The sequence below is a fragment of the Kineococcus arenarius subsp. arenarius genome, from assembly GCF_050871845.1.
GTDB lineage: Bacteria > Actinomycetota > Actinomycetes > Actinomycetales > Kineococcaceae > Kineococcus.
Genome location: NZ_JBJLSE010000079.1, coordinates 1 through 18,699, shown reverse-complemented (window position 1 = coordinate 18,699; position 18,699 = coordinate 1). Strand labels below are relative to the sequence as shown.

General features: G+C 76.2%; 19 protein-coding genes. 6 read left to right on the top strand and 13 right to left on the bottom strand.

Features of this window, described 5'->3' with window-relative positions:
• Positions 1 to 121 precede the first annotated feature (121 nt).
• The gene (locus tag ACRYM0_RS16035; RefSeq protein ID WP_432506765.1) at positions 122 to 1,015 is read right to left on the bottom strand and encodes an ABC transporter ATP-binding protein; all 894 of its coding nucleotides are present in this window, start codon (positions 1,013 to 1,015) and stop codon (positions 122 to 124) included.
• Between the two features lie 130 nt (positions 1,016 to 1,145).
• Between ACRYM0_RS16035 and ACRYM0_RS16030 the strand changes: the two genes are divergently transcribed.
• Positions 1,146 to 2,075, top strand: coding sequence for a dihydrodipicolinate synthase family protein (locus ACRYM0_RS16030; RefSeq protein WP_432506762.1), 930 nt, complete (start codon positions 1,146 to 1,148; stop codon positions 2,073 to 2,075).
• Positions 2,076 to 2,115: 40 nt separating this feature from the next.
• Here ACRYM0_RS16030 and yidD read toward each other — a convergent pair whose 3' ends face one another.
• Entirely contained in the window at positions 2,116 to 2,397 is a 282-nt protein-coding gene (gene yidD, locus ACRYM0_RS16025) for a membrane protein insertion efficiency factor YidD (protein ID WP_242125804.1), read from the bottom strand.
• A 142-nt stretch (positions 2,398 to 2,539) separates the two neighbouring features.
• On the opposite strand from yidD, the gene ACRYM0_RS16020 reads away from it, so the two are divergent.
• Both ACRYM0_RS16020 and ACRYM0_RS16015 read left to right on the top strand, forming a co-directional pair.
• Positions 2,540 to 3,568 carry an ATP-binding cassette domain-containing protein gene (locus ACRYM0_RS16020; protein ID WP_432506760.1) on the top strand — a complete coding sequence of 343 codons (1,029 nt, stop codon included), beginning with the start codon at positions 2,540 to 2,542 and terminating at the stop codon, positions 3,566 to 3,568.
• Complete coding sequence (locus ACRYM0_RS16015) at positions 3,565 to 4,365, top strand: ABC transporter permease (RefSeq protein ID WP_432494058.1); 801 nt, start codon at positions 3,565 to 3,567, stop codon at positions 4,363 to 4,365. Before ACRYM0_RS16020 ends, ACRYM0_RS16015 begins: the two co-directional genes overlap by 4 nt.
• Positions 4,366 to 4,423: 58 nt before the next feature.
• Here the strand turns inward: ACRYM0_RS16015 and ACRYM0_RS16010 are convergent, their stop codons facing one another.
• From ACRYM0_RS16010 to ACRYM0_RS16000, 3 genes are all read right to left on the bottom strand, one after another.
• Positions 4,424 to 5,518 carry a quercetin 2,3-dioxygenase gene (locus ACRYM0_RS16010; RefSeq protein ID WP_432506757.1) on the bottom strand — a complete coding sequence of 365 codons (1,095 nt, stop codon included), beginning with the start codon at positions 5,516 to 5,518 and terminating at the stop codon, positions 4,424 to 4,426.
• Positions 5,515 to 6,483 carry an alpha/beta hydrolase fold domain-containing protein gene (locus ACRYM0_RS16005; RefSeq protein ID WP_432506755.1) on the bottom strand — a complete coding sequence of 323 codons (969 nt, stop codon included), beginning with the start codon at positions 6,481 to 6,483 and terminating at the stop codon, positions 5,515 to 5,517. The genes ACRYM0_RS16010 and ACRYM0_RS16005 overlap by 4 nt, the downstream gene beginning before the upstream one ends.
• A gap of 69 nt (positions 6,484 to 6,552) precedes the next feature.
• A complete protein-coding gene (locus tag ACRYM0_RS16000; RefSeq protein WP_432506753.1) occupies positions 6,553 to 7,467 on the bottom strand; it encodes a LysR family transcriptional regulator in 915 nt (304 codons plus the stop codon).
• Positions 7,468 to 7,799: 332 nt separating this feature from the next.
• Between ACRYM0_RS16000 and ACRYM0_RS15995 the strand changes: the two genes are divergently transcribed.
• Positions 7,800 to 8,918: a CAP domain-containing protein gene (locus ACRYM0_RS15995; RefSeq protein ID WP_432506752.1), complete on the top strand. Its 1,119-nt coding sequence runs from the start codon at positions 7,800 to 7,802 to the stop codon at positions 8,916 to 8,918.
• A gap of 81 nt (positions 8,919 to 8,999) precedes the next feature.
• Here the strand turns inward: ACRYM0_RS15995 and ACRYM0_RS15990 are convergent, their stop codons facing one another.
• The 8 genes from ACRYM0_RS15990 to ACRYM0_RS15955 form a co-directional block, all read right to left on the bottom strand.
• Entirely contained in the window at positions 9,000 to 9,857 is an 858-nt protein-coding gene (locus ACRYM0_RS15990) for a purine-nucleoside phosphorylase (RefSeq protein ID WP_432506767.1), read from the bottom strand.
• Positions 9,854 to 10,276: a monovalent cation/H(+) antiporter subunit G gene (mnhG, locus tag ACRYM0_RS15985; RefSeq protein WP_432506750.1), complete on the bottom strand. Its 423-nt coding sequence runs from the start codon at positions 10,274 to 10,276 to the stop codon at positions 9,854 to 9,856. Before mnhG ends, ACRYM0_RS15990 begins: the two co-directional genes overlap by 4 nt.
• Positions 10,273 to 10,536, bottom strand: a complete 264-nt coding sequence (locus ACRYM0_RS15980) for a monovalent cation/H+ antiporter complex subunit F (protein ID WP_432506748.1) — start codon at positions 10,534 to 10,536, stop codon at positions 10,273 to 10,275. The genes mnhG and ACRYM0_RS15980 overlap by 4 nt, the downstream gene beginning before the upstream one ends.
• Positions 10,533 to 11,057 carry a Na+/H+ antiporter subunit E gene (locus tag ACRYM0_RS15975; RefSeq protein ID WP_432506747.1) on the bottom strand — a complete coding sequence of 175 codons (525 nt, stop codon included), beginning with the start codon at positions 11,055 to 11,057 and terminating at the stop codon, positions 10,533 to 10,535. Before ACRYM0_RS15975 ends, ACRYM0_RS15980 begins: the two co-directional genes overlap by 4 nt.
• The gene (locus tag ACRYM0_RS15970) at positions 11,054 to 12,643 is read right to left on the bottom strand and encodes a Na+/H+ antiporter subunit D (protein WP_432506745.1); all 1,590 of its coding nucleotides are present in this window, start codon (positions 12,641 to 12,643) and stop codon (positions 11,054 to 11,056) included. Before ACRYM0_RS15970 ends, ACRYM0_RS15975 begins: the two co-directional genes overlap by 4 nt.
• Positions 12,640 to 13,044: an NADH-quinone oxidoreductase subunit K gene (locus tag ACRYM0_RS15965; protein ID WP_432506743.1), complete on the bottom strand. Its 405-nt coding sequence runs from the start codon at positions 13,042 to 13,044 to the stop codon at positions 12,640 to 12,642. The genes ACRYM0_RS15970 and ACRYM0_RS15965 overlap by 4 nt, the downstream gene beginning before the upstream one ends.
• The gene (locus ACRYM0_RS15960; RefSeq protein WP_432506741.1) at positions 13,041 to 15,998 is read right to left on the bottom strand and encodes a Na+/H+ antiporter subunit A; all 2,958 of its coding nucleotides are present in this window, start codon (positions 15,996 to 15,998) and stop codon (positions 13,041 to 13,043) included. The genes ACRYM0_RS15965 and ACRYM0_RS15960 overlap by 4 nt, the downstream gene beginning before the upstream one ends.
• A 61-nt stretch (positions 15,999 to 16,059) precedes the next feature.
• On the bottom strand, positions 16,060 to 16,512 hold the full coding sequence (locus tag ACRYM0_RS15955) for a gamma-glutamylcyclotransferase (protein WP_432494089.1): 453 nt from the start codon (positions 16,510 to 16,512) through the stop codon (positions 16,060 to 16,062).
• A gap of 103 nt (positions 16,513 to 16,615) precedes the next feature.
• Here ACRYM0_RS15955 and ACRYM0_RS15950 point away from each other — a divergent pair, with 103 nt between their 5' ends.
• On the top strand, positions 16,616 to 18,055 hold the full coding sequence (locus tag ACRYM0_RS15950; protein WP_432506739.1) for an NAD(P)H-quinone dehydrogenase: 1,440 nt from the start codon (positions 16,616 to 16,618) through the stop codon (positions 18,053 to 18,055).
• A 223-nt stretch (positions 18,056 to 18,278) separates the two neighbouring features.
• The gene (locus ACRYM0_RS15945; protein WP_432506737.1) at positions 18,279 to 18,539 is read left to right on the top strand and encodes a hypothetical protein; all 261 of its coding nucleotides are present in this window, start codon (positions 18,279 to 18,281) and stop codon (positions 18,537 to 18,539) included.
• The last annotated feature ends 160 nt before the right edge of the window (positions 18,540 to 18,699 follow it).

Here is an 18,699-nt window from a genome sequence, read left to right as displayed (position 1 = left end):
CCCGGGCGGGGCGCCCGCGCCCCGACCCCGGGGCGCCCGCGGGCGGGGGGGGCGCGGGGCGGGGGGGGGGGGCGGGGGGGGCCGCGCCCCCCCCGCGCGGGTGCGGGGGGGGTGCGCGCGCTCACCGCACCGCTCCGTCCCCGTAGTGGTCCAGGAAGACCTCCTCCAGGCGGGGTTCGCGCACGCTGAGCGCGGTGACCCCCGCCGCGGCGAGCTCGCCCAGCACCGGGCCGGGCGAGCCGGTGAGCGAGAACCGCAGCCGCCCCTCGCCGGTGCTCTCCACCCCCTCCACGCCGGGCACCGCCTCCAGCAGCGGCCGTTCCCCCGTGAACGTGACGGTCACCTCGCTGCGGTGCAGGTGGCGCAGTTCCGGCACTCCCGCGACCTGCACGAGCCGGCCGGCGCGCAGGATGCCGACGCGGTCGCACACCGCCTCGACCTCGGCGAGCTGGTGGGAGCACAGGAACACCGTGCGCCCCTGCTCGCGCGCCTGGACGACGGCGCGGCGGAACTCGCGCTCCACCAGCGGGTCCAGGCCGCTGGTGGGTTCGTCCAGCACCAGCAGCGGTGCCCGGCTCGCGAAGGCGGCCACCAGGGCGACCTTCTGCCGGTTCCCGCTGGAGTACGTGCGCGCGGGTTTCGAGGGGTCCAGGCCGAACCGCTCGACGAGCTCGTCGCGGCGCGCGGTGTCGGTGCCGGGTCCGGTGGCGGCCAGCAGGTGCAGGACCTCCGCACCCGTCAGCCGCGGCCACAGCGCCACGTCGGCGGGCACGTGCGCCAGCAGTCGGTGCGCGCGGGCGACGTCGGCCGCGTCGACGCCGAACACCTCCGCGCGCCCGGCGGTGGGCCGGGCGAAACCCAGCAGCAGGCGGATCGTGGTGGACTTCCCCGCACCGTTCGGGCCGAGGAAGCCGAACACCTCACCGGCCGGCACGTCGAGGTCCAGGTCGTCCAGGGCCGTGGTGCGGCCGTAGCGCTTGGTGAGGCGGGTGGCGCGCACTGCGGGAGCGTCCATCGCCGGGTCCTTCCGGGTCGTCGCGGATCTGACCGCCGACCAGGCTTCCCGGCACACCGAGGGGGAGCGTACGCCGGTCGCGCCGCCCCGGACAGGGGGTTCCGGTGCGCCGCTGTGGCAGGGTCCCGGTGTGCAGCAGAACCCGCAGCAGGACCCGCAGGGCGGGGCACCCCGTCCGTTCACCGGCCTGGTCGCCTACCCGCCCACCCCCTTCGACGCCTCCGGGGCGGTGGACACCGCGGCGCTGCGCGAGCTGGTGACCCGCGCGGCCGCCGGCGGCGCCGACGCCGTCGCGGTGCTCGGCAGCTCCGGCTCGGGGGTGTACCTCGACGCGGACGAGAGGCGCACCGTCGTGCGGCACGCCGCACGGGCGCTGCGGGGCTCGGGCGTCCCGCTGCACGCGGCGGTCAGCGCCCTGGCGACCCGGGACGCGGTGTCCGCCGCCCGCGACGCCGTGGACGCCGGCGCCGAGGGGGTGCTCGTCTCACCGGTGGGGTACGTGCCCCTCACCGACGAGGAGGTCGTGCCGCACGTCGCGGCGGTGTCCGCCGCTGCAGGGGTCCCGGTGTGCTTCTACAACAACCCGACCACCACCCGCTACGACGTGACGCTGCCGGTGCTGCGGGAACTGGCGGGTGCCGGTGCGCTGGCCGCCGTGAAGGACACCGCCGCCGGCCCGGAGCAGTGGCGCGAGCGCCTGGCGGGCTACCGGGACGCGGGGCTGCCGTGCGCCGTGGGGTTGAGCCGGGACGTGCTGCTGGTGGGGGCCGGCAGCGCTGCGGACGCCTGGCACTCCGGCGTCGCGGCGCTGCTGCCCGGCGCGTACGCGCGCCTGCGCGCGGCCGTGGTGGCCGGGGACGGGCCCGAGGCCGAGCGGTGGACGGGGTTCCTGCGGCCCGTCGTCGAGGAGCTGGCGCGGCTGCGCCCGATCGCGGGTCTGCACGCCCTCGCGGCTGCGCTGGGCGTGCCGGCGGGGGCGCCGCGCGCACCCCTGCGGCCGGCACCGGGCGCGGCGGTGCGCAGGTTCCGCGAGCTGGTGGCGGCCGCGCCGGCGCGCTGACCCCGTCCGTCGCTGCGCCGGAGCGGGCCGCCCGGCTCGCTCAGAAGCGGAAGGGGATGGGGATCGGCCCGCAGCAGCACACCCCGCGCCCACCGCCGGCCATGAGCAGCGACGCGGCCTGGTAGCAGGCCAGGAACCGCACGGCGCTGGGCACGGCGCCGCCCAGCAGCCCGCGGCTGCGCACGATGCTGCGCACGGCCCCGGAGCAGGAGTCGCCGCCGTGGGCGACGCGGTGGGCGCACGCGTAGCCCTTCCTGGGGGAGATCCGGCGCTGGTACACGTCGCACAGGGCGTCGAACGCTCGGGCTGCGGGGCTCGTCATGCCCCGACGCTAGCGCCGTCGCGGCTGCGGCGCTCGGCGTCGGGGCGATGAGTCCGGCGCCGGACGCCGGTCACCTCCTCGACGGCTGGTCGACGACAAAAGGAGCGGCGTGGTGTCGGAGGTCTTCCCTAGGGTTCCGGTCATGGCAACGACGAGCACGGCCACCGCGCGGGCGGTGTCCCCGGCGGTCGAAGCACGGGGACTGGTGAAGAGGTACGGCGACGTCACCGCGGTGGCGGGCGTCGATCTGACGGTGCCGGCGGGCACCGTCCTGGCCCTGCTGGGCCCCAACGGCGCGGGCAAGACGACGACGGTGCGGATGCTCACGACCCTGCTGGTCCCCGACGAGGGGACCGCGACGGTCGCCGGCGTGGACGTCGCGGCCGACCCGCGGGAGGTGCGCCGCCGCATCGGGCTGTCCGGCCAGTACGCGGCGGTGGACGAGAACCTCACCGGGTTCGAGAACCTCGACATGGTGGGACGGCTGTACCACCTGGGCCGGCGGCGTTCCCGCGAGCGGGCGTGGGAGCTGCTGGAGCAGTTCGACCTGACGGACGCGGCCAAGCGGGTCGCCAAGACGTACTCCGGCGGCATGCGCCGCCGCCTGGACCTCGCGGGCGCCCTGGTGGCCGAGCCGCCGGTGCTGGTCCTGGACGAGCCGACCACGGGCCTCGACCCGCGCAGCCGCAACGACATGTGGGAGCTGCTGACGCGGATGGTCGGCGGCGGCACCACGCTGCTGCTGACCACGCAGTACCTGGAGGAGGCCGAGCGCCTCGCCGACGACATCGTCGTCATCGACCACGGCCGCGTCATCGCGCGCGGCACCGCCGACGAGCTGAAGACCCAGGTCGGCGGGCAGCGCGTGGAGGTCGTCGTGGCCGCCGACGGCGACGTGGACGCCGCCGTCGCGGTGCTGCACGAGGTGGCCGTCGGCGAGCTGCAGGTGGAGCGCCGAGCGCGCCGGATCACCGCACCGGTGACCTCGGGCACCCAGGTGCTGGTGCAGGTGCTGCAGCGCCTCGGCGAGGTGGGCGTCGTGCCGCTGGACGCGGGGCTGCGCCGCCCCACGATGGACGACGTCTTCCTCACGCTGACGGGCAAGCCGGCCGACGAGGTCGCCGGCGACGACGAGCCGGCGCGGCCGGTGGGGGAGGGGGTGCGGCCGTGAGCGCGGTCGGGACGGTGCTCGCCGACAGTTCGGTGATCGCCAAGCGGAACATGCTGAAGATCACGAGGATTCCCGACCTGCTGGTCGGCACCCTCATCTCGCCCATCATGTTCATCCTGCTCTTCGGGTACGTCTTCGGCGGCGCCATCGGGGTGAACGGGGCCAACTACCGCGAGTTCCTGGTGCCGGGGATCTTCGCGCAGACGGTCATCTTCGGCGCCACCATCACCGGCGCCGGGATCGCCGACGACATGCAGAAGGGCATCATCGAGCGGTTCCGATCGCTGCCGATGGCGCAGTCCGCGGTGCTGGTGGGGCGCACGGCCTCGGACGTCGTCCTCAACGTCATCGTCACCGTCATCATGTCGCTGACGGGGCTGGTCATCGGCTGGCGGATCCGCACGTCGTTCCTCGACGCGGTCGTCGGGTTCGCGCTGCTGCTGCTGTTCGCGTACTCGCTGTCGTGGGTGATGGGCCTGCTGGGCCTGCTCATCCGCACCCCGGAGGCGTTCAACAACCTCGTGTTCCTGACGGTCTTCCCGCTCACGTTCGTGACCAACGCCTTCGTGCCGCTGGAGACCTTCCCCGGCCCGCTGCGGACGATCGCGGAGTGGAACCCGGTGTCCACCCTCGTGCAGGCCGCGCGCGAGCGCTTCGGCAACGTGCCCCCGGGCACCGAGCTGGGCACCTGGTCGCTGCAGAACTCCGAGCTGTACACGCTGCTGTGGATCGTGCTGATCCTCGCGGTGTTCGTCCCGCTGGCGACCCGGCAGTACCGGCGGGCCGCGGCGCGCTGACACCCCGGCGCGCGACGGCCCCCGTCCCCGTGGTGCGGGGACGGGGGCCGTCGTCGTGTCAGATGCCCAGCCCGGCGGTGCGCTCCGGCGGCGGCCCGACGAGCACCAGGTCCAGCTCGTCCTGCAGCTTCTGCAGGACCGCCACCGGCGGGGGACCGACGAGGTCGGTGCTCTCGCTGCTCATCGTCCCCGGTTCCGGGTAGGAGCGGTCCTGGGTGGGTGAGCCCAGCACGCTGAAGAAGGGCTCGAACACGTCCGGGGTGAGGATCCCCAGCATCTCCGTGCGGTGCGCGTCGAACGCGAACGTGTGGATCGTCCCCGCGGGGGCGTGCACGAAGTCGCCGGGGGTGAGCAGCACCTCGGTGCCGTTGACCCACAACCACACCCGCCCGGACAGGCACAGGAAGTTCTCGGTGTGCTCGCGGTGGAAGTGCCGGCCGAAGTAGCGGCCCGGTGCGCCGACGGTGTGGATCGCGAAGTAGCGGTGGTCGGTGTTCCGGCCCCGCGACAGGTACGTGTAGAGGGCGTCGGGGGTGCGCAGCCGGTCGCCCTCCCCGCCGCGCAGGAAGTACGGCTCGACACCGGCGGGCAGGTCGGCGTCCCACCGGTCGTCGGTGCGCACCTCCTCCAGGGACGGGAAGGTCACTCCCAGCGGTGCGCCGGCCTCCCGGCGGCGCTGCGGCGAGGGCGGCCCCGACGGGCGGTCGCGGTGGGCGTGCACGTCCACCGGTGTGCCCAGCGCCTCGACGAGGGCGAGCGCCCCGCCGGGCGCGGCCCACGTCAGCAGCCGCGTGCCGTGGGCCAGGAACCGCCAGGCCAGCGGCGTGCCCGCGGGGACGTTGAACGAGTCGCCGGGCACCAGCACCCGGCTGGCGCCGCCCAGCTGGACCTGCGCGCTGCCGCGGACCAGCACGAAGGAACGCTGCTGGTCGCGGTGGACGTGGTGGGCGGTGGACGCCCCGCGGGGCCCGTCGACCCAGGCGGCGTCGAACAGCCCGCCCGTGTCGGCGGCCCGGGCGAACACCGTCCACAGCTGGCCGTCCAGCTCGTAGCGGTGCCCCTCGCCGTGGGCGACGTAGTACGGCACCGGCTCGCCCGGCAGCGCGTTGCGCACCGGTGCCAGCCCGTGCACGGTCTCCAGGTCGACGCTCACGCGGTCTCCTCTCCCAGCAGGTGGCGGGCGAGGAAGTCGCCCACCTCGTCGAACGAGAACGTCGCCGGGCCGCTGCGCTCGCCCCGCCCCGGCAGGAACTCCCGCACGGTGGAGGGCGCACCGCCCTCCCGCTCCAGCCGGCCGTCGTCGAACACGCGCGGCCCGGGCACCTCCACGGCCCCGGCGGGGTTGAGGAACCCGTGCCGGTACCCGTCGAGCAGGTGCAGGGTGCTCTCCACCCCGGCGGCGACGAGGGCCTCGTGCAGCAGGACGCTCTGGTCGCACCGCACCAGCACGTCGGCGGTGCCGTGCGCGATCTGGAACGGCGGTGCGGCGGCGGTGACGTGCGTCAGGGGCGAGGCCGCCCGCGCCGCCTCGGGCCGCTCGGCGGGCGGGCCGCCCAGCAGCCGCGCCTCGGGCGCGTTCGCCCCGCTCATCGCCGGCGGCGCCGAACCGGAGGAGTCGGCCACCACCCGCTCCAGGTCCACGGGCCCGTAGCCCTCGGCGACGGCCTGGACGTCGGCACCGGGCTCGTCGTCCCCGACCCGTTCACCGGGCAGGACCCGCACGTGGCCGGTGACGCCGGCCAGCGCGGCCAGGTGGCCGCCCGCGGAGGAACCCCACAGGCCGATCCGGGTGCCGTCCACGCCCAGCGCGGAAGCCTCGCGGCGCAGGTGGCGGACGGCGGCGCGCACGTCGTGCAGCTGCGCGGGGAAGAGGGCCTGGCCGCTGAGGCGGTACTCGATGCTCGCCATCGCGATGCCGCGGGCGGCGAAGAACCGCGTCAGGTCCGGGGCGAGGTGGCGGTCGCCGGTGAACCAGCCGCCGCCGTGCAGCCACACCACGACCGGCGGGGGCCCCGACGGACCGCCGGCGCCCGCGGGGAGCACGAGGTCCATCAGCAGGGGGCTGCCGTCCCGCTCGGCGAACACCAGGCCGCTGCGGGTGGGGGCTTCGTCGCTCACGCGCAGCATCCTGCGCGACGGTGCGCGCGAGCACCAGGACGCGGTTCGCAACGACCATGAGGTGGAACCTCACGGTGGGGGGCCGGCGCCGAAGCGCCCGGCCTGCTCGCGGGCGACGGCCAGCGCCACCCGCTCCAGGGTCCCCAGCGCCCGGCGGGGGTCGCCGGCCCGGTGCACCAGCCCCACCGTCACCGCCGGGACGTCCCGGATCGGCACGAACCGCAGGTCCGAGCGCGCGTGGGAACGGGCCAGGGTGGCCCCGGCGATGTTGACGGCCATGCCCGCCGCGCACAGGTCCAGCACCTCCTCCAGCGTCGCGGCCGCCGGGTCCACGCGCGGGCGGCGCCCGTCCGGGCGGGGGCTGACGAACCACGCGTCGAGCGTGGCGTCGTCGTCGGCGACCCCCACGAACCGCTCGCCGGTGGTCTCCTCGATCCCGACGCTGCGCCACCCGGCCAGCCGGTGACCGGCGGGCACCACCAGCACGCGGCCCTCGCCCCACAGCGGCACGGCCCGCAGGTCCTGCGCCGCGGGCAGGTCCACCGCCGGCACCAGCGCGACGTCCACCCGTTCCGAGCGCAGCGCCCGCAGGGACTCGGCGAAACCCAGCCGGCGCAGCTCCCAGCGCACGTCCGGCAGCTCGCGCGCCGCCGCCGCCAGGACCGCCGAGCACAGCGGCCCACCGGCCACCAGGCCGACCACGACCCGCTCACCCGTCTCCCGGCGCCGCTGCGCCCACGCCTGGACCTCGTCCACGGACCCCACCGCCCGCCGGGCCAGCGGCAGCAGCTCGGCCCCGGCCGCGGTCAGCTCCACGTGCCGGGAGGTGCGGTGGAACAGCCGGGTCTGCAACCGCTGCTCCAGGCCCGCGACCTGCTGGCTCAGCGAGGGCGGGGCGACGTGCAGGCGCTGCGCGGCGCGCGTGAAGTGCAGCTCCTCGGCCACGGCCAGGAAGCAGCGCAACTGCTGGACGGTCAGGTCCACGACGGGCTCCTCAGCGCCGCGGGGTGCGGCGCACCGGCGACACCGGCGTGACGTCCACCGCCACCGGCAGGCTGCGGATCACCAGGGACGACCTCTCTGCTCGACGGGGCCGGCGCCACCGGCCCGGGGTGGTGACCACGGTAGGCCAGCGGTCCGGCACCGCCCGGCGCCCTCCCGCCGGCTCCACCGGCGTTCGCCCGTACGGGTGAACCCGCACGCTCACCGCACGCACCGGTGGTACCGCCCACCCTCAAGGACCCCGGCACGGCGTCCGAACCCGTCTTCAGAGCACCCCGCACCGGGCGGGGCCGGTGCGGTGGAGGTGCGGGATCGTGGGACGGGACCACACGGGGGCCGGGCGCGGGCTGCGCCGTGCGCTGAGCTGCTTGCTGGCCGCGGGGGCGCTGGCGGGAACCGCCGCGGGTACGGCGGTCGCCGCGCCCGCCGCCGTCCCCGCCGCCGCCGCGAGCGTGACCCTGAACTCCGCTCTCGCCGCGCCCGACACCGACCTGGGCACCCAGAAGCGCCAGGTCGTCGACGGCATCAACGCCGAGCGCGCCGCGCACGGGCTCGGCCCGCTGACCGAGTTCGGCGACGTGTCGGCCGTCTCCCAGCGCTGGGCCGAGGCCCAGGCCGCCAGCGGTTCCTACCGGCACAACCCGGACTTCTCCGGCCAGCTCGCCGGGTACTCGGGCAAGGGGGAGATCATCCACCTGAGCTACCAGAACCGCACCGACGGGAACTGGGCCGTGAACGGGTGGATCGGTTCCCCCTCGCACCACGCCATCATGCTGGGCGACTTCACGGGGATGGGCGTCGGCATCGCCGTCGGCCCCGCGCGCGTGCCGAACGCGCAGACCGAGATCTACTACGTCGTGAACACCGTCAAGGGCACCCGGCCGGCCACCACCACGGTCTCCGCCCCGGCGACCGGCACCTTCACGAACCGCGGCGCCACCCACCGCCTGCAGGGCGCGATCCTGTCCCGCTACCAGGGGATCGGCGGTCCCGGCAGCGTCCTCGGCCTGCCCACCACCTCCGAGCTCACCACCCCCGACCGCACCGGGCGCTACGCCCACTTCGACGGCGGGTCGGTGTACTGGACGTCGACCACCGGCGCCCAGGTCGTGCGCGGTGCCATCCTCGGCACCTGGTCCGCCCTCGGCTGGGAGAACTCCGCCGTGGGGTACCCCACCGGCGAGGAGTTCGCGATCCGCGACGGCGGCCGGGTGCAGCGGTTCGCCCGCGGGCTCGTGTACTGGACGCCGGAGCTGGGTGCCCACGAGGTCCACGGCGCGTTCGGCGGCACCTACGCCGCGCAGGGCTGGGAGAACGGCTCCCTGGGATACCCCCGCACGGGTGAGTACGCCGTGAAGGGCGGTGTTCGCCAGGAGTTCCAGGGCGGCACCTTGACGTGGGACCGCGCCACCGGCCGCGTCACCCGTTCCTGAGACCGCCGGGCGGAACCCCCGGCCTCGCCGGGGTTCCACGGCGGGGCTGCGCCGACGCGCGGCGCAGCCCCGCACCCGCCCTCAGAGCAGCGGCACGACCCCGGCCAGCAGCGCGGCGCAGCGCGGCGCCGCCTCGCGCCCGGCCTCCAGCACCTCCTGGTGCGACAGCGGCTGGTCCGACACCCCGGCCGCGAGGTTCGTCACCAGGGAGAACCCCAGCACCTCCAGGCCGGCGTGCCGGGCCGCGATCGCCTCCAGCGCGGTGGACATGCCCACCAGCGTCGCGCCCAGCACCCCCGCCATGCGCACCTCGGCGGGCGTCTCGTACTGGGGGCCGTGGAACTGCGCGTACACGCCCTGCGGCAGGGTCGGGTCCACCGTGCGGGCGAGGGCGCGCAGCCGCGAGGAGTACAGGTCCGTCATGTCCACGAACGTCGCCCCCTCCAGCGGGGTGGCGCCGGTGAGGTTCAGGTGGTCGGCGATGAGCACCGGCGAACCGGGACCCACCGACGGGTCCAGGCCGCCGCAGCCGTTGGTCAGGACCACCGTGCGGCAACCCGCCGCGGCGGCGGTGCGCACGCCGTGGGCGACGGCCCGCACCCCGCGGCCCTCGTAGAAGTGGGTGCGCGGCAGCACCAGCGCCGCCAGCGGTTCGTCGTCCTCGCGCGGCACCCGGATCGAGCGGATCGTGCCCGCGTGCCCCACCACCGCCGGCGGGGTGAACCCCGGCACCTCGGTGCCCGGCACCTCCGCGACGACCTCACCCAGCCGGTCCGCCGCCGCCGCCCACCCCGAGCCCAGGCACAGCGCCACGTCGTGGTGGGGCACCCCCGTCAGCTCCGCCACGCGCGCGGCGGAGCGGGCGGCGAGGTCGAAGGGGTCGTCGGGGTGGCCGGTGGAGTGGCGGGCGGGGGGAGCGGCTTTCGTCACGACGTTCAGCCTAGGTCGTCGTCGCGGCCGTGCCGGCGCTCGGGCGCGTCGTCGCCCCGCGCGTCCCCGTCCCCGTCCCCGTCCCCGTCCACCCGCGCGGCCAGGTCGTCCAGGACCAGCCCCTCGCGCGGCACCGACCCCGAGCGGTAGCCCGCGCGCGCCAGCACGTGCCCCGACACGGGCGCGGTCAGCACCTGGGCGGCCGCCACGAGCAGCAGCGTCACGACGGCCGGCGCGCTGTCGGCGAACTGCAGCCCGACGCCCAGCAGCACCAGCAGCAGCCCCAGGACCTGCGGCTTGGTGCCGGCGTGCATGCGCAGCCACAGGTCCCCGAAGCGCACCAGCCCCACCCCGGCGCTGACGGCGAACAGCGCGCCGAGGACCACCAGCACGCCCGAGACCACGTCCAGGACCCCCGCCACGCTCACCGGTCGTCCCGCCCGACGAAGCGCGCCACGGCGACGGACCCGGCGAAGCCCATCAGGGACAGCACCAGCAGGACCGGCAGGTAGGCGGTGGACCCGCGGTCGGCGGCGACGACGGCCACCCCGCACAGCAGGATCGCCACGAACACGTCGACCGCTGCGGCGCGGTCCAGCGTGGTCGGCCCGCGCACCAGCCGGACGGCCACGAGCACGGCGGCCAGCCCCAGCAGCGCCAGGGCGGTCCACGTGAACACCCCCGTCACGGCGTCCTCCCCTCCCGCGAGCCGGCCCGCGCCGGCGGTAGGGCCCGCCGCACCCGCTCCTCCAGCTGCAGGACCTGGTCCCGCACGTCCCCGGCCAGGTCGTCGGGGGACCCCGTCACGGGCACGTGCACGTACAGGGTGGCGCCGGGGACGTCGATGTCCACCGTGAGCGTCCCGGGCACCAGCGTCAGCAGCTGCGCCGTGGTCACCACCACCGCGTCGGAACCGTCGCGCAGCCGGACGGCGACGATCGCGCCGGCCGGCGCCGGACCCGGCCGCACCGACAGCCACGCGATCTGGACGCTCGAGCGCGCCAGGTCGGCGGCGACGTGCCCGGCGAGCAGCAGCAGCCCCACCGGTGAGGGGCGCCGCTCCGCCCGCACCGCCGGCAGCGGGAAGACCCGCGCCAGCACCAGCACCACGAGCACCCCGCCGGTGAGGTTCAGCGCGGTCACCGAACCCCACAGGGCCAGCCAGACCACGAGCATCGCGGCCCCCACCGCCCAGCGCGACCACCTCACGGCTCACCCCCGGCGTCGTCCACGCCGCCCACGACGCGCAGGTAGCGCTGCGCGTCGATCGTGTCGGTGGCGGCGCCCTCGGCGATGCTCAGCAGCGGGCCGCCGACCAGCGACAGGGCGGTCACGACCACCACCGCGCCCGTCGCCGCGGCCACCGTGGTGCGGCGCGGGCGCCCCTCGCCGACCGGTTCGCCCCCGCGCTCGCCCGCGTGCGGCCGGGCGTCCTCGACGTCCTGCTCGACGTCCTGCTCGGTGCCGTCGGCGAACCCCAGCCGGCCGTTCCAGAAGACCGCGGACCAGGCCCGTGCGATCGCGTACAGCGTCAGCAGGCTGGTGACGACCGAGGCCACCACCAGCACCCACGCGTCCCAGCGGCCGTCGGCGACCCCGGCGCGCAGCAGCGCCAGCTTGCCCAGGAACCCCGAGAACGGCGGGATGCCCGCCAGGTTCAGCGCCGGCAGCAGGAACAGGACCGCCGTGCCCGGCGCGAGCGCCGCCAGCCCGCCCAGCCGCCGCAGCGACGTGGTGCCCGTCCGGTGCTCCACCAGCCCCACGACGAGGAACAGCGCCGTCTGCACGAGGATGTGGTGCACGGCGTAGAAGACCGCCGCCGCCACGCCGGCGGCGCTGCCCAGCCCGATCCCGAAGAGCATGTAGCCGATGTGGCTGACCAGGGTGAACGACATCATCCGGCGCAGGTCGTGCTGCACGACGGCGCCGCAGATCCCCACCAGGAGCGTCGCCAGCGCCACCGCCAGCAGCAGCACCCGCAGCGTGCCCGGCCCGAACAGCAGGTCGTGCGTGCGCACGATCGCGTACACGCCCACCTTCGTCAGCAGGCCGGCGAACACCGCCGCCACGGGCGCGGCGGCCGCCGGGTAGCTGTCCGGCAGCCACCCCGACAGCGGGAACGCGGCCGCCTTGATGCCGAACGCGACCAGCAGCACCAGTTGCAGCGCGGTCGCCACCGCCGGCGGCAGCGCGGCGATCCGCCCGGCCAGGTCCGCCATCGCGACCGTGCCGGTGGCCGCGTACACCAGGCCCACCCCGGTGAGGAACACCAGCGACGACACCAGCGAGACGACGACGTAGGTGGCGCTCGCGCGGATCCTCGTGCCCGTCCCGCCCAGGGCGAGCAGCACGTAGCTGGCGGTCAGCAGCACCTCGAAACCCACGTAGAGGTTGAACAGGTCGGCGGCCAGGAACGCGATGCAGACGCCGGCGGTCAGCGCCAGGTAGGTGGGGTGGTAGATGGACACCGGGGTCGAGCGCTCGTCCCCGGTGCGCCCCTGGCCGATGGAGAACACCATCACGAGCAGGGTCACCACCGAGGACGTCAACAGCACCAGCGCCGAGAGCCGGTCCGCGACCAGGCCGATGCCCACCCCGGCGGTCCAGCCGCCCACCGTCACGTGCTGCGGGCCCTCGGTGACGGCGAGCGCGAGCAGCGCCGCCGAGGTGGCCACGACGCCGGTCAGCACGGTCAGGGTCACCGCCCGCTGCGCACGGGGGCGGCGGCCCAGCACGAAGGTGACGGCGCACCCGAGCAGGCACAGCAGCACCGGCAGCGGCACCAGGACCCTCACGGTTCCCCCCCACCCTCGGTCGCGCCCTCGTCCTCGCCGCGCTCACGCCGGTGCGGGCCGGCGTCGCGCACCACGTCGTCGCCGTCCAGGCGGCTCAGGCGGTACGCCAGGGCCAGCCCGAACGCCGTCACCGCGAAGGTGATGACGATGGCGGTGAGCACGAACGCCTGCGGCAGCGGGTCGGCCGCCGACGTCAGGGTCGCCTCGGTGACCTCCCCGCCGACGCCGAGCACGGGGGCGGGGCCCGCCGGGCCGGCGGCGGACACGATCAGCAGGTTGACGCCGTTGCTGGTGACCACGACCCCCAGCACCACCCGGCTCAGGTGCCGGGAGGTCAGCAGGTAGACGCCGACCGCGACCAGCCCGGCCACGGCGACGGTGAGGACCACCGTCGGGCTCACGCGGACACCCCCTCCGGGACGTCGTCGGGGTCCACGTCGCCGGGCCCGGCGTCGCGCTCGTGCTGCTCGTCCACGCCGGCGCCCAGGCTGCGCAGGACGTCCAGCACGGTGGCGACCACGACGAGGTACACCCCGACGTCGAAGCCCAGCGACGTCACCAGGTGCACGTCGCCCAGCACCGGCAGGTGCAGGTCCAGCACGGCGCTCTCGAACGCCCCGGCGCCCAGCGCCAGGGGGGCCAGGCCGGCGACTCCGGCGATGAGCAGGCCCAGGCCCAGCAGCACGCCCGCGTCCACGCGCGCGGCCTCCCCGAGCTCGTAGCGACCGCCGGCCGCGTAGCGCAGGAACAGGGCCAGGCCCGCGACCAGGCCGGCGGCGAACCCGCCGCCGGGGCGGTCGTGGCCCACCAGCAGCAGGTGCACGGACAGCACCATCACCACGCCGAACACCAGCCGGACGGCTGCCTCGACGACCGCGGAGCGCCGCCCCGCGGGCAGCGTGCCCGCCGCCGTCAGCCACGGCCGCTGCGGGGCGCTGTCCGGTCCCGGGTGCAGGTCCCGCTCCTCGTGCCAGCTGGAGGCGAGCGCCGCGCTGCCGGCCGCGTCGGCCTCGCGCAGCCCGGGGGCGCGCCCGGTGCGGTGCCGCAGGAACACCATGCTCGCCACGCCCGTCGCCGCCGCCGTCAGCACGGTGATCTCCCCGAAGGTGTCCCAGGCGCGCACGTCCACGAGGATCACGTTCACCACGTTCTCCCCGCCGCCCTCCTCCACCGCCAGGCGGGCCACCAGGTCCGCGACGGGCTCGGCGCTGCGCGCACCGAGCGCCACCGCCGACAGCAGGGCGGCGACGACCCCCGCGCCCGCGGCGGCGGCCACCCGCACCGCGCGCGAGGGGCCGCGCGCGGTGCGCCCGGGGTCCGGCTCGAACCGCGGCGGCAGGCGGCGCAGCACGAGCAGCGCCACCGCCAGCGTCACCGTCTCCACCAGCGTCTGCGTCAGCGCCAGGTCCGGGGCCCCCGCCACGACGAACAACCCGGCCAGCGCGTACCCGGACACCCCCACGACGAGGAACGCCGAACGTCTGCTGCGCACCGCCGCGGCCGCGACCGCGCCCGCCACGCACAGCGCCGCCAGCAGCGGTTGCGCCGGTGCGTCCCACGCCCGCCACTCGCCCGGCCAGGCGCCCGCGGCCACCGCCAGCACCAGGCCCGTGCCCGGGCCGACGACCAGGGTCGCCGCCACGACCAGCACGTACTGCGGCAGGGAGCCGCGCTGGTGGGCGCGCGTGGTCCTCGCCGCGACGGCGTCCAGGGCCCGCAGCGCCTCGTCCTGCACGCGCCCGGCCGTCAGCTCCCGCAGCGGGCGCACCGCCAGCCGTTCCTGGGCGCGCAGCACCCGCCCGCGGGCCGCGACCAGCAGCGCGCCGCCGCCCAGCGCGACGGCCGAGGCCGCCAGCGCGGGGGTGAGGCCGTGCCAGAGGGTCAGGTGGTACGGCTCGGGACCCTCGGCGGGGCGGTCCGCCACCACCGCCGAGACCAGCGCGTCCACCGGGCCCGGCACCAGCCCGAGGACCAGGCCGCCCAGGGCCCCCGCGGCCGCCGGCAGCACCATCGCCGCACCCGGCCCGTGCAGCCGGGTGGGTTCGGCGCCGGCCCGGTCGCCGAAGGCGCCGAGCACGAACCGGGTGCTGTAGGCGGCGGTGAGGACGGACCCGACCACCAGCACCACCAGCACGACCCGCTCGGTGGTGCCGCCGTGCGCGGCGAACGCCTCGAAACCGGCCTCGTGGGCGATGAACCCCAGCGTCGGCGGCACCCCCGCCATCGACGCGGCCGCCGCGATCGAGACGAGGAACAGCGGGCGGGCGCTGCGGTGCAGCCCGGACAGCTCCCGCACGTCGCGGGTGCCCGCCGCGTGGTCGATCGCCCCGGCGACCATGAACAGCGCGGACTTGAACATCGCGTGCGCCAGCAGCAGCCCGGCGCCGGCCAGCGCCGCCGTGCGCCCGCCGGCGCCCAGCAGCACCACCATGAACCCCAGTTCGCTGATGGTGCCGTGGGCCAGCAGCAGCTTGAGGTCGTGCTGGCGCAGCGACCGCCAGGCGCCCACCAGCATCGTTGCGCCGCCGACCACGACGGTCGCGGTGCGCCACAGCGGGACCTGCTCGAACACGGGGGAGAAGCGGGCCACCAGGTACACCCCGGCCTTCACCATCGCCGCGGCGTGCAGGTACGCGCTGACCGGCGTGGGGGCCACCATCGCCCCCGGCAGCCAGGCGCTCACCGGCAGCAGCGCCGACTTCGTCACCGCCCCCGCGAGCAGCAGCACCGCGGCCACCGACACCGCGGCCGTCGGTTCCGGCGGGGCGGCCAGCAGTTCCGAGATCCGGGTGGTGCCCGCCTCGGCCGCCAGCAGCAGCACGCCCACCAGCAGGGCCAGGCCGCCGGCCGTCGTCACCAGCAGCGCGTGCACGGCCGCGCGCCGCGCTTCGCCGCGGCGCCCGCCCGCTCCGACGAGCCACCAGCTCAGGACGGTGGTGACCTCCCAGAACACGTACAGCAGCACCAGGTCGTCGGCCAGGACCAGGCCGAGCATCGCCCCGGCGAAACCCAGCAGCGCCGGCACGGTGCGCACCCGGTCGCCGGCCTCCTCCTCGCCGGCGAAGTACCCCGCGCTGTAGGCGAGCACGAGCGCGCCGACCCCGGCCACGACGAGCACCAGCAGCCCCGCCAGCGCGTCCAGGCGCAGCGCCACCGACAGGTCCAGACCCGGCACCCACGGCAGTTCCGCGGTGCGCACCGCCGAGGTGCCGTCCACCGCCCACACCCGCGCCAGCCACACCACGGCGGCCAGCGGGGCCAGCGCGGTCAGCAGGACGCCGCGGGTGCCCCAGCGTCGCACCACCGGTACGGCGAGCAGGGCACCCGCCGCGTGCAGGAGCAGCAGCAGGACCATGGTGCGGCCACGCTAGGGGGGACCGGCCGACCCGGCCCGTCGAGAAGGGCGGGGCCGCGCTTCAGGCGTCGTCGGAGCGGCAGGGGCGCGCGCGCAGCGCCAGCACGTAGTCGTGGGGGGCGCCGCCGGCCTCGGCGGCGTCGGCCAGGCCGCCGAGGTAGCTGGCGGTGGGCAGCCCGCCCTCGTAGTCGTCCAGCACGTACGTCCAGGCCACCACGTCGCCGTCGAGGGTCTTCACCCGCACCTTGACCTTGCGGAACACGCCCAGGGCCGCGCCCTCCAGCTCGTCCAGGAGCTCGGCGTCGGCCTCGGCGATGTCGTACAGCGCCACGTACACCTGGTCGCCGGGGGCCTCCACGACCGTGGCGACCGGCCCGCGCCAGCTGCGGGCCTCCCCGCCGAACGTCAGCCGCCAGTCCAGCAGCCAGCCCGTCGACCGCAGCGGCGAGTGCGGTGCTTTGCGCGCCATCGCCTCCGGGTCGAGGTTGCTGGCGTACGCGGCGTAGGCGGGCACGTGAGCGGGCACGAGGGTGAACTGTAGGACGCCGCGCGCCGGTGCGGTCGCACGGCGTGCGCTCGGGGTGACCGGTGTCGGGGCCGTGGGGGAGCATGGTCCCGTGAGTCCCCAGAGCGCGTCCCCCATCGCCCAGCGCCAGCGCGTCGCCGTCCTCGGCGGCGGTCCCGGCGGCTACGAAGCGGCACTGGTGGCCGCCCAGCTGGGCGCCGACGTCACCGTCGTCGAGCGCCAGGGCCTGGGCGGGTCCACGGTGCTGACCGACGTGGTGCCCTCCAAGACCCTCATCGCCACCGCCGAGACCATGACCACGGTGGGCGGTGCCACCGAGCTCGGCGTCCGCTTCCCCGGCGGCCCCACGGGGGACACCGAGCCCGCGGGGGCCGTCAGCGTGGACCTGGCCCGCGTGCACCAGCGCGTGAAGTCGCTGGCCCTGTCGCAGTCGGCGGACGTGCGCGCCCGCCTGGAGAAGGAGGGGGTGCGGATCCTCGCCGGCGACGGGCGCCTGGACGGCCCGAACGCCCTGCTGGTGACCGACGGCCCCGACGCGGGCGAGCGCGTCGAGGCCGACGTCGTGCTCGTCAGCACCGGCTCCAGCCCCCGCACGCTGCCGGACGCGCAGCCCGACGGCGAGCGCATCCTCACCTGGAAGCAGGTCTACGACATCGAGGAGCTGCCCGAGCACCTCATCGTCGTCGGCTCCGGCGTCACCGGCGCCGAGTTCGCCAGCGCCTACGACGCCCTCGGCGCCCACGTCACCCTCGTCTCCAGCCGCGACCGCGTGCTGCCCGGCGAGGACGCCGACGCCGCCGAGGTGCTGGAGGAGGTGTTCCGGCGCCGGGGCATGGACGTCGTGTCCCGCTCGCGCGCGCAGAAGGTGGAGCGCCACGGCGACACCGTGACCGTGACCCTGTCCGACGGGCGCACCCTGGAGGGCTCGCACTGCCTGGTCGCGGTCGGCGCGATCCCCAACACCGCCGGCATCGGGCTGGAGGAGGCGGGGGTGTGGACCTCCGAGTCCGGGCACGTCGACGTCGACAAGGTCTCGCGGACCTCCGCGCGCGGCGTGTACGCCGCCGGCGACTGCACCGGCGTGTTCCCGCTGGCGTCGGTGGCGGCCATGCAGGGCCGCATCGCGATGTGGCACGCCCTGGGCGACACCGTCGCCCCGCTGAAGCTGCGCTCGGTGTCCGCCAACGTGTTCACCTCCCCGGAGATCGCCACCGTGGGCTGGACGCAGAAGCAGATCGACTCCGGCGAGGCGCAGGGCGAGATCGTCAAGCTGCCGCTGGCCACGAACGCGCGCGCCAAGATGCTCGGCATCCACGACGGGTTCGTGAAGCTGTTCTGCCGCAGTGGCTCCGGCACCGTCATCGGTGGCGTCGTGGTCGCCCCCCGGGCCAGCGAGCTCATCTTCCCGGTGACGCTGGCGGTGGAGAAGCGCCTCAACGTCGACGACGTCGCGCACGCGTTCACGGTGTACCCGTCGCTGACGGGTTCGCTGGCCGAGGCTGCGCGGCAGTTGCACGTGACGGGGGAGTAGCGGGACGCCCGGTGGCGGTGCGCAGCAGTCGCACGGTGCGCCCGGCGCGCACCGTGCCGCCGCCCGGGGACAGCACCGAGCGCGGAGCCATCGATCATCCACTTGCCTGATCGGCACGTGGGTGGCGGTCCCGATCCGTGGACCACGACACCGCTCAGGCGCAGGCCGACGAGGTCCGTCGCGCCCACCTCGCCGTCAGCCGCCCCACCCTGCCGCGCACCACGTGCGCCCTCCCGGCCGGCAGCACCCGGCGTTCGTCGCCGCCGCGGTGCTGCTCTTCGCCGCGGCCCACCTGCTGCCCACGGCCCTCCGCCGCCGGCGCGGTCTGCACGGCTACCGCGGCTGGACCAGGACGGAGAACACCACCTTCCTGCTGGTCGCGGTCCCCCTGGTGATCAGCGGGTTCGCCGGCGGTCGTGAACTGGCGTGGATCTTCACCGGCCCGGGTGGCCGAGGAGGCGACGGGTCCGTGCGCGTCGGCTGAGCCGTGGCGCGGACCCTCGTCCACCGATGCGCTCCTCGGCACGAGCGCTGGTCGCCGACAACCCGGAAGGCGCCGTGGGGGGGGGGGGGGGGGGGGGGGGGGGGGGGGGGGGGGGGGGGGGGGGGGGGGGGGGGGGGGGGGGGGGGGGGGGGGGGGGGGG

What these genes read in the sequence shown, in the direction of transcription:
- ACRYM0_RS16035 (WP_432506765.1), bottom strand. Translation starts at nt 1,015, where the DNA reads ATGGACGCTCCCGCAGTGCGCGCCACCCGCCTCACCAAGCGCTACGGC.
- yidD (WP_242125804.1), bottom strand. Translation starts at nt 2,397, where the DNA reads ATGACGAGCCCCGCAGCCCGAGCGTTCGACGCCCTGTGCGACGTGTAC.
- ACRYM0_RS16020 (WP_432506760.1), top strand. Translation starts at nt 2,540, where the DNA reads ATGGCAACGACGAGCACGGCCACCGCGCGGGCGGTGTCCCCGGCGGTC.
- ACRYM0_RS15960 (WP_432506741.1), bottom strand. Translation starts at nt 15,998, where the DNA reads ATGGTCCTGCTGCTGCTCCTGCACGCGGCGGGTGCCCTGCTCGCCGTA.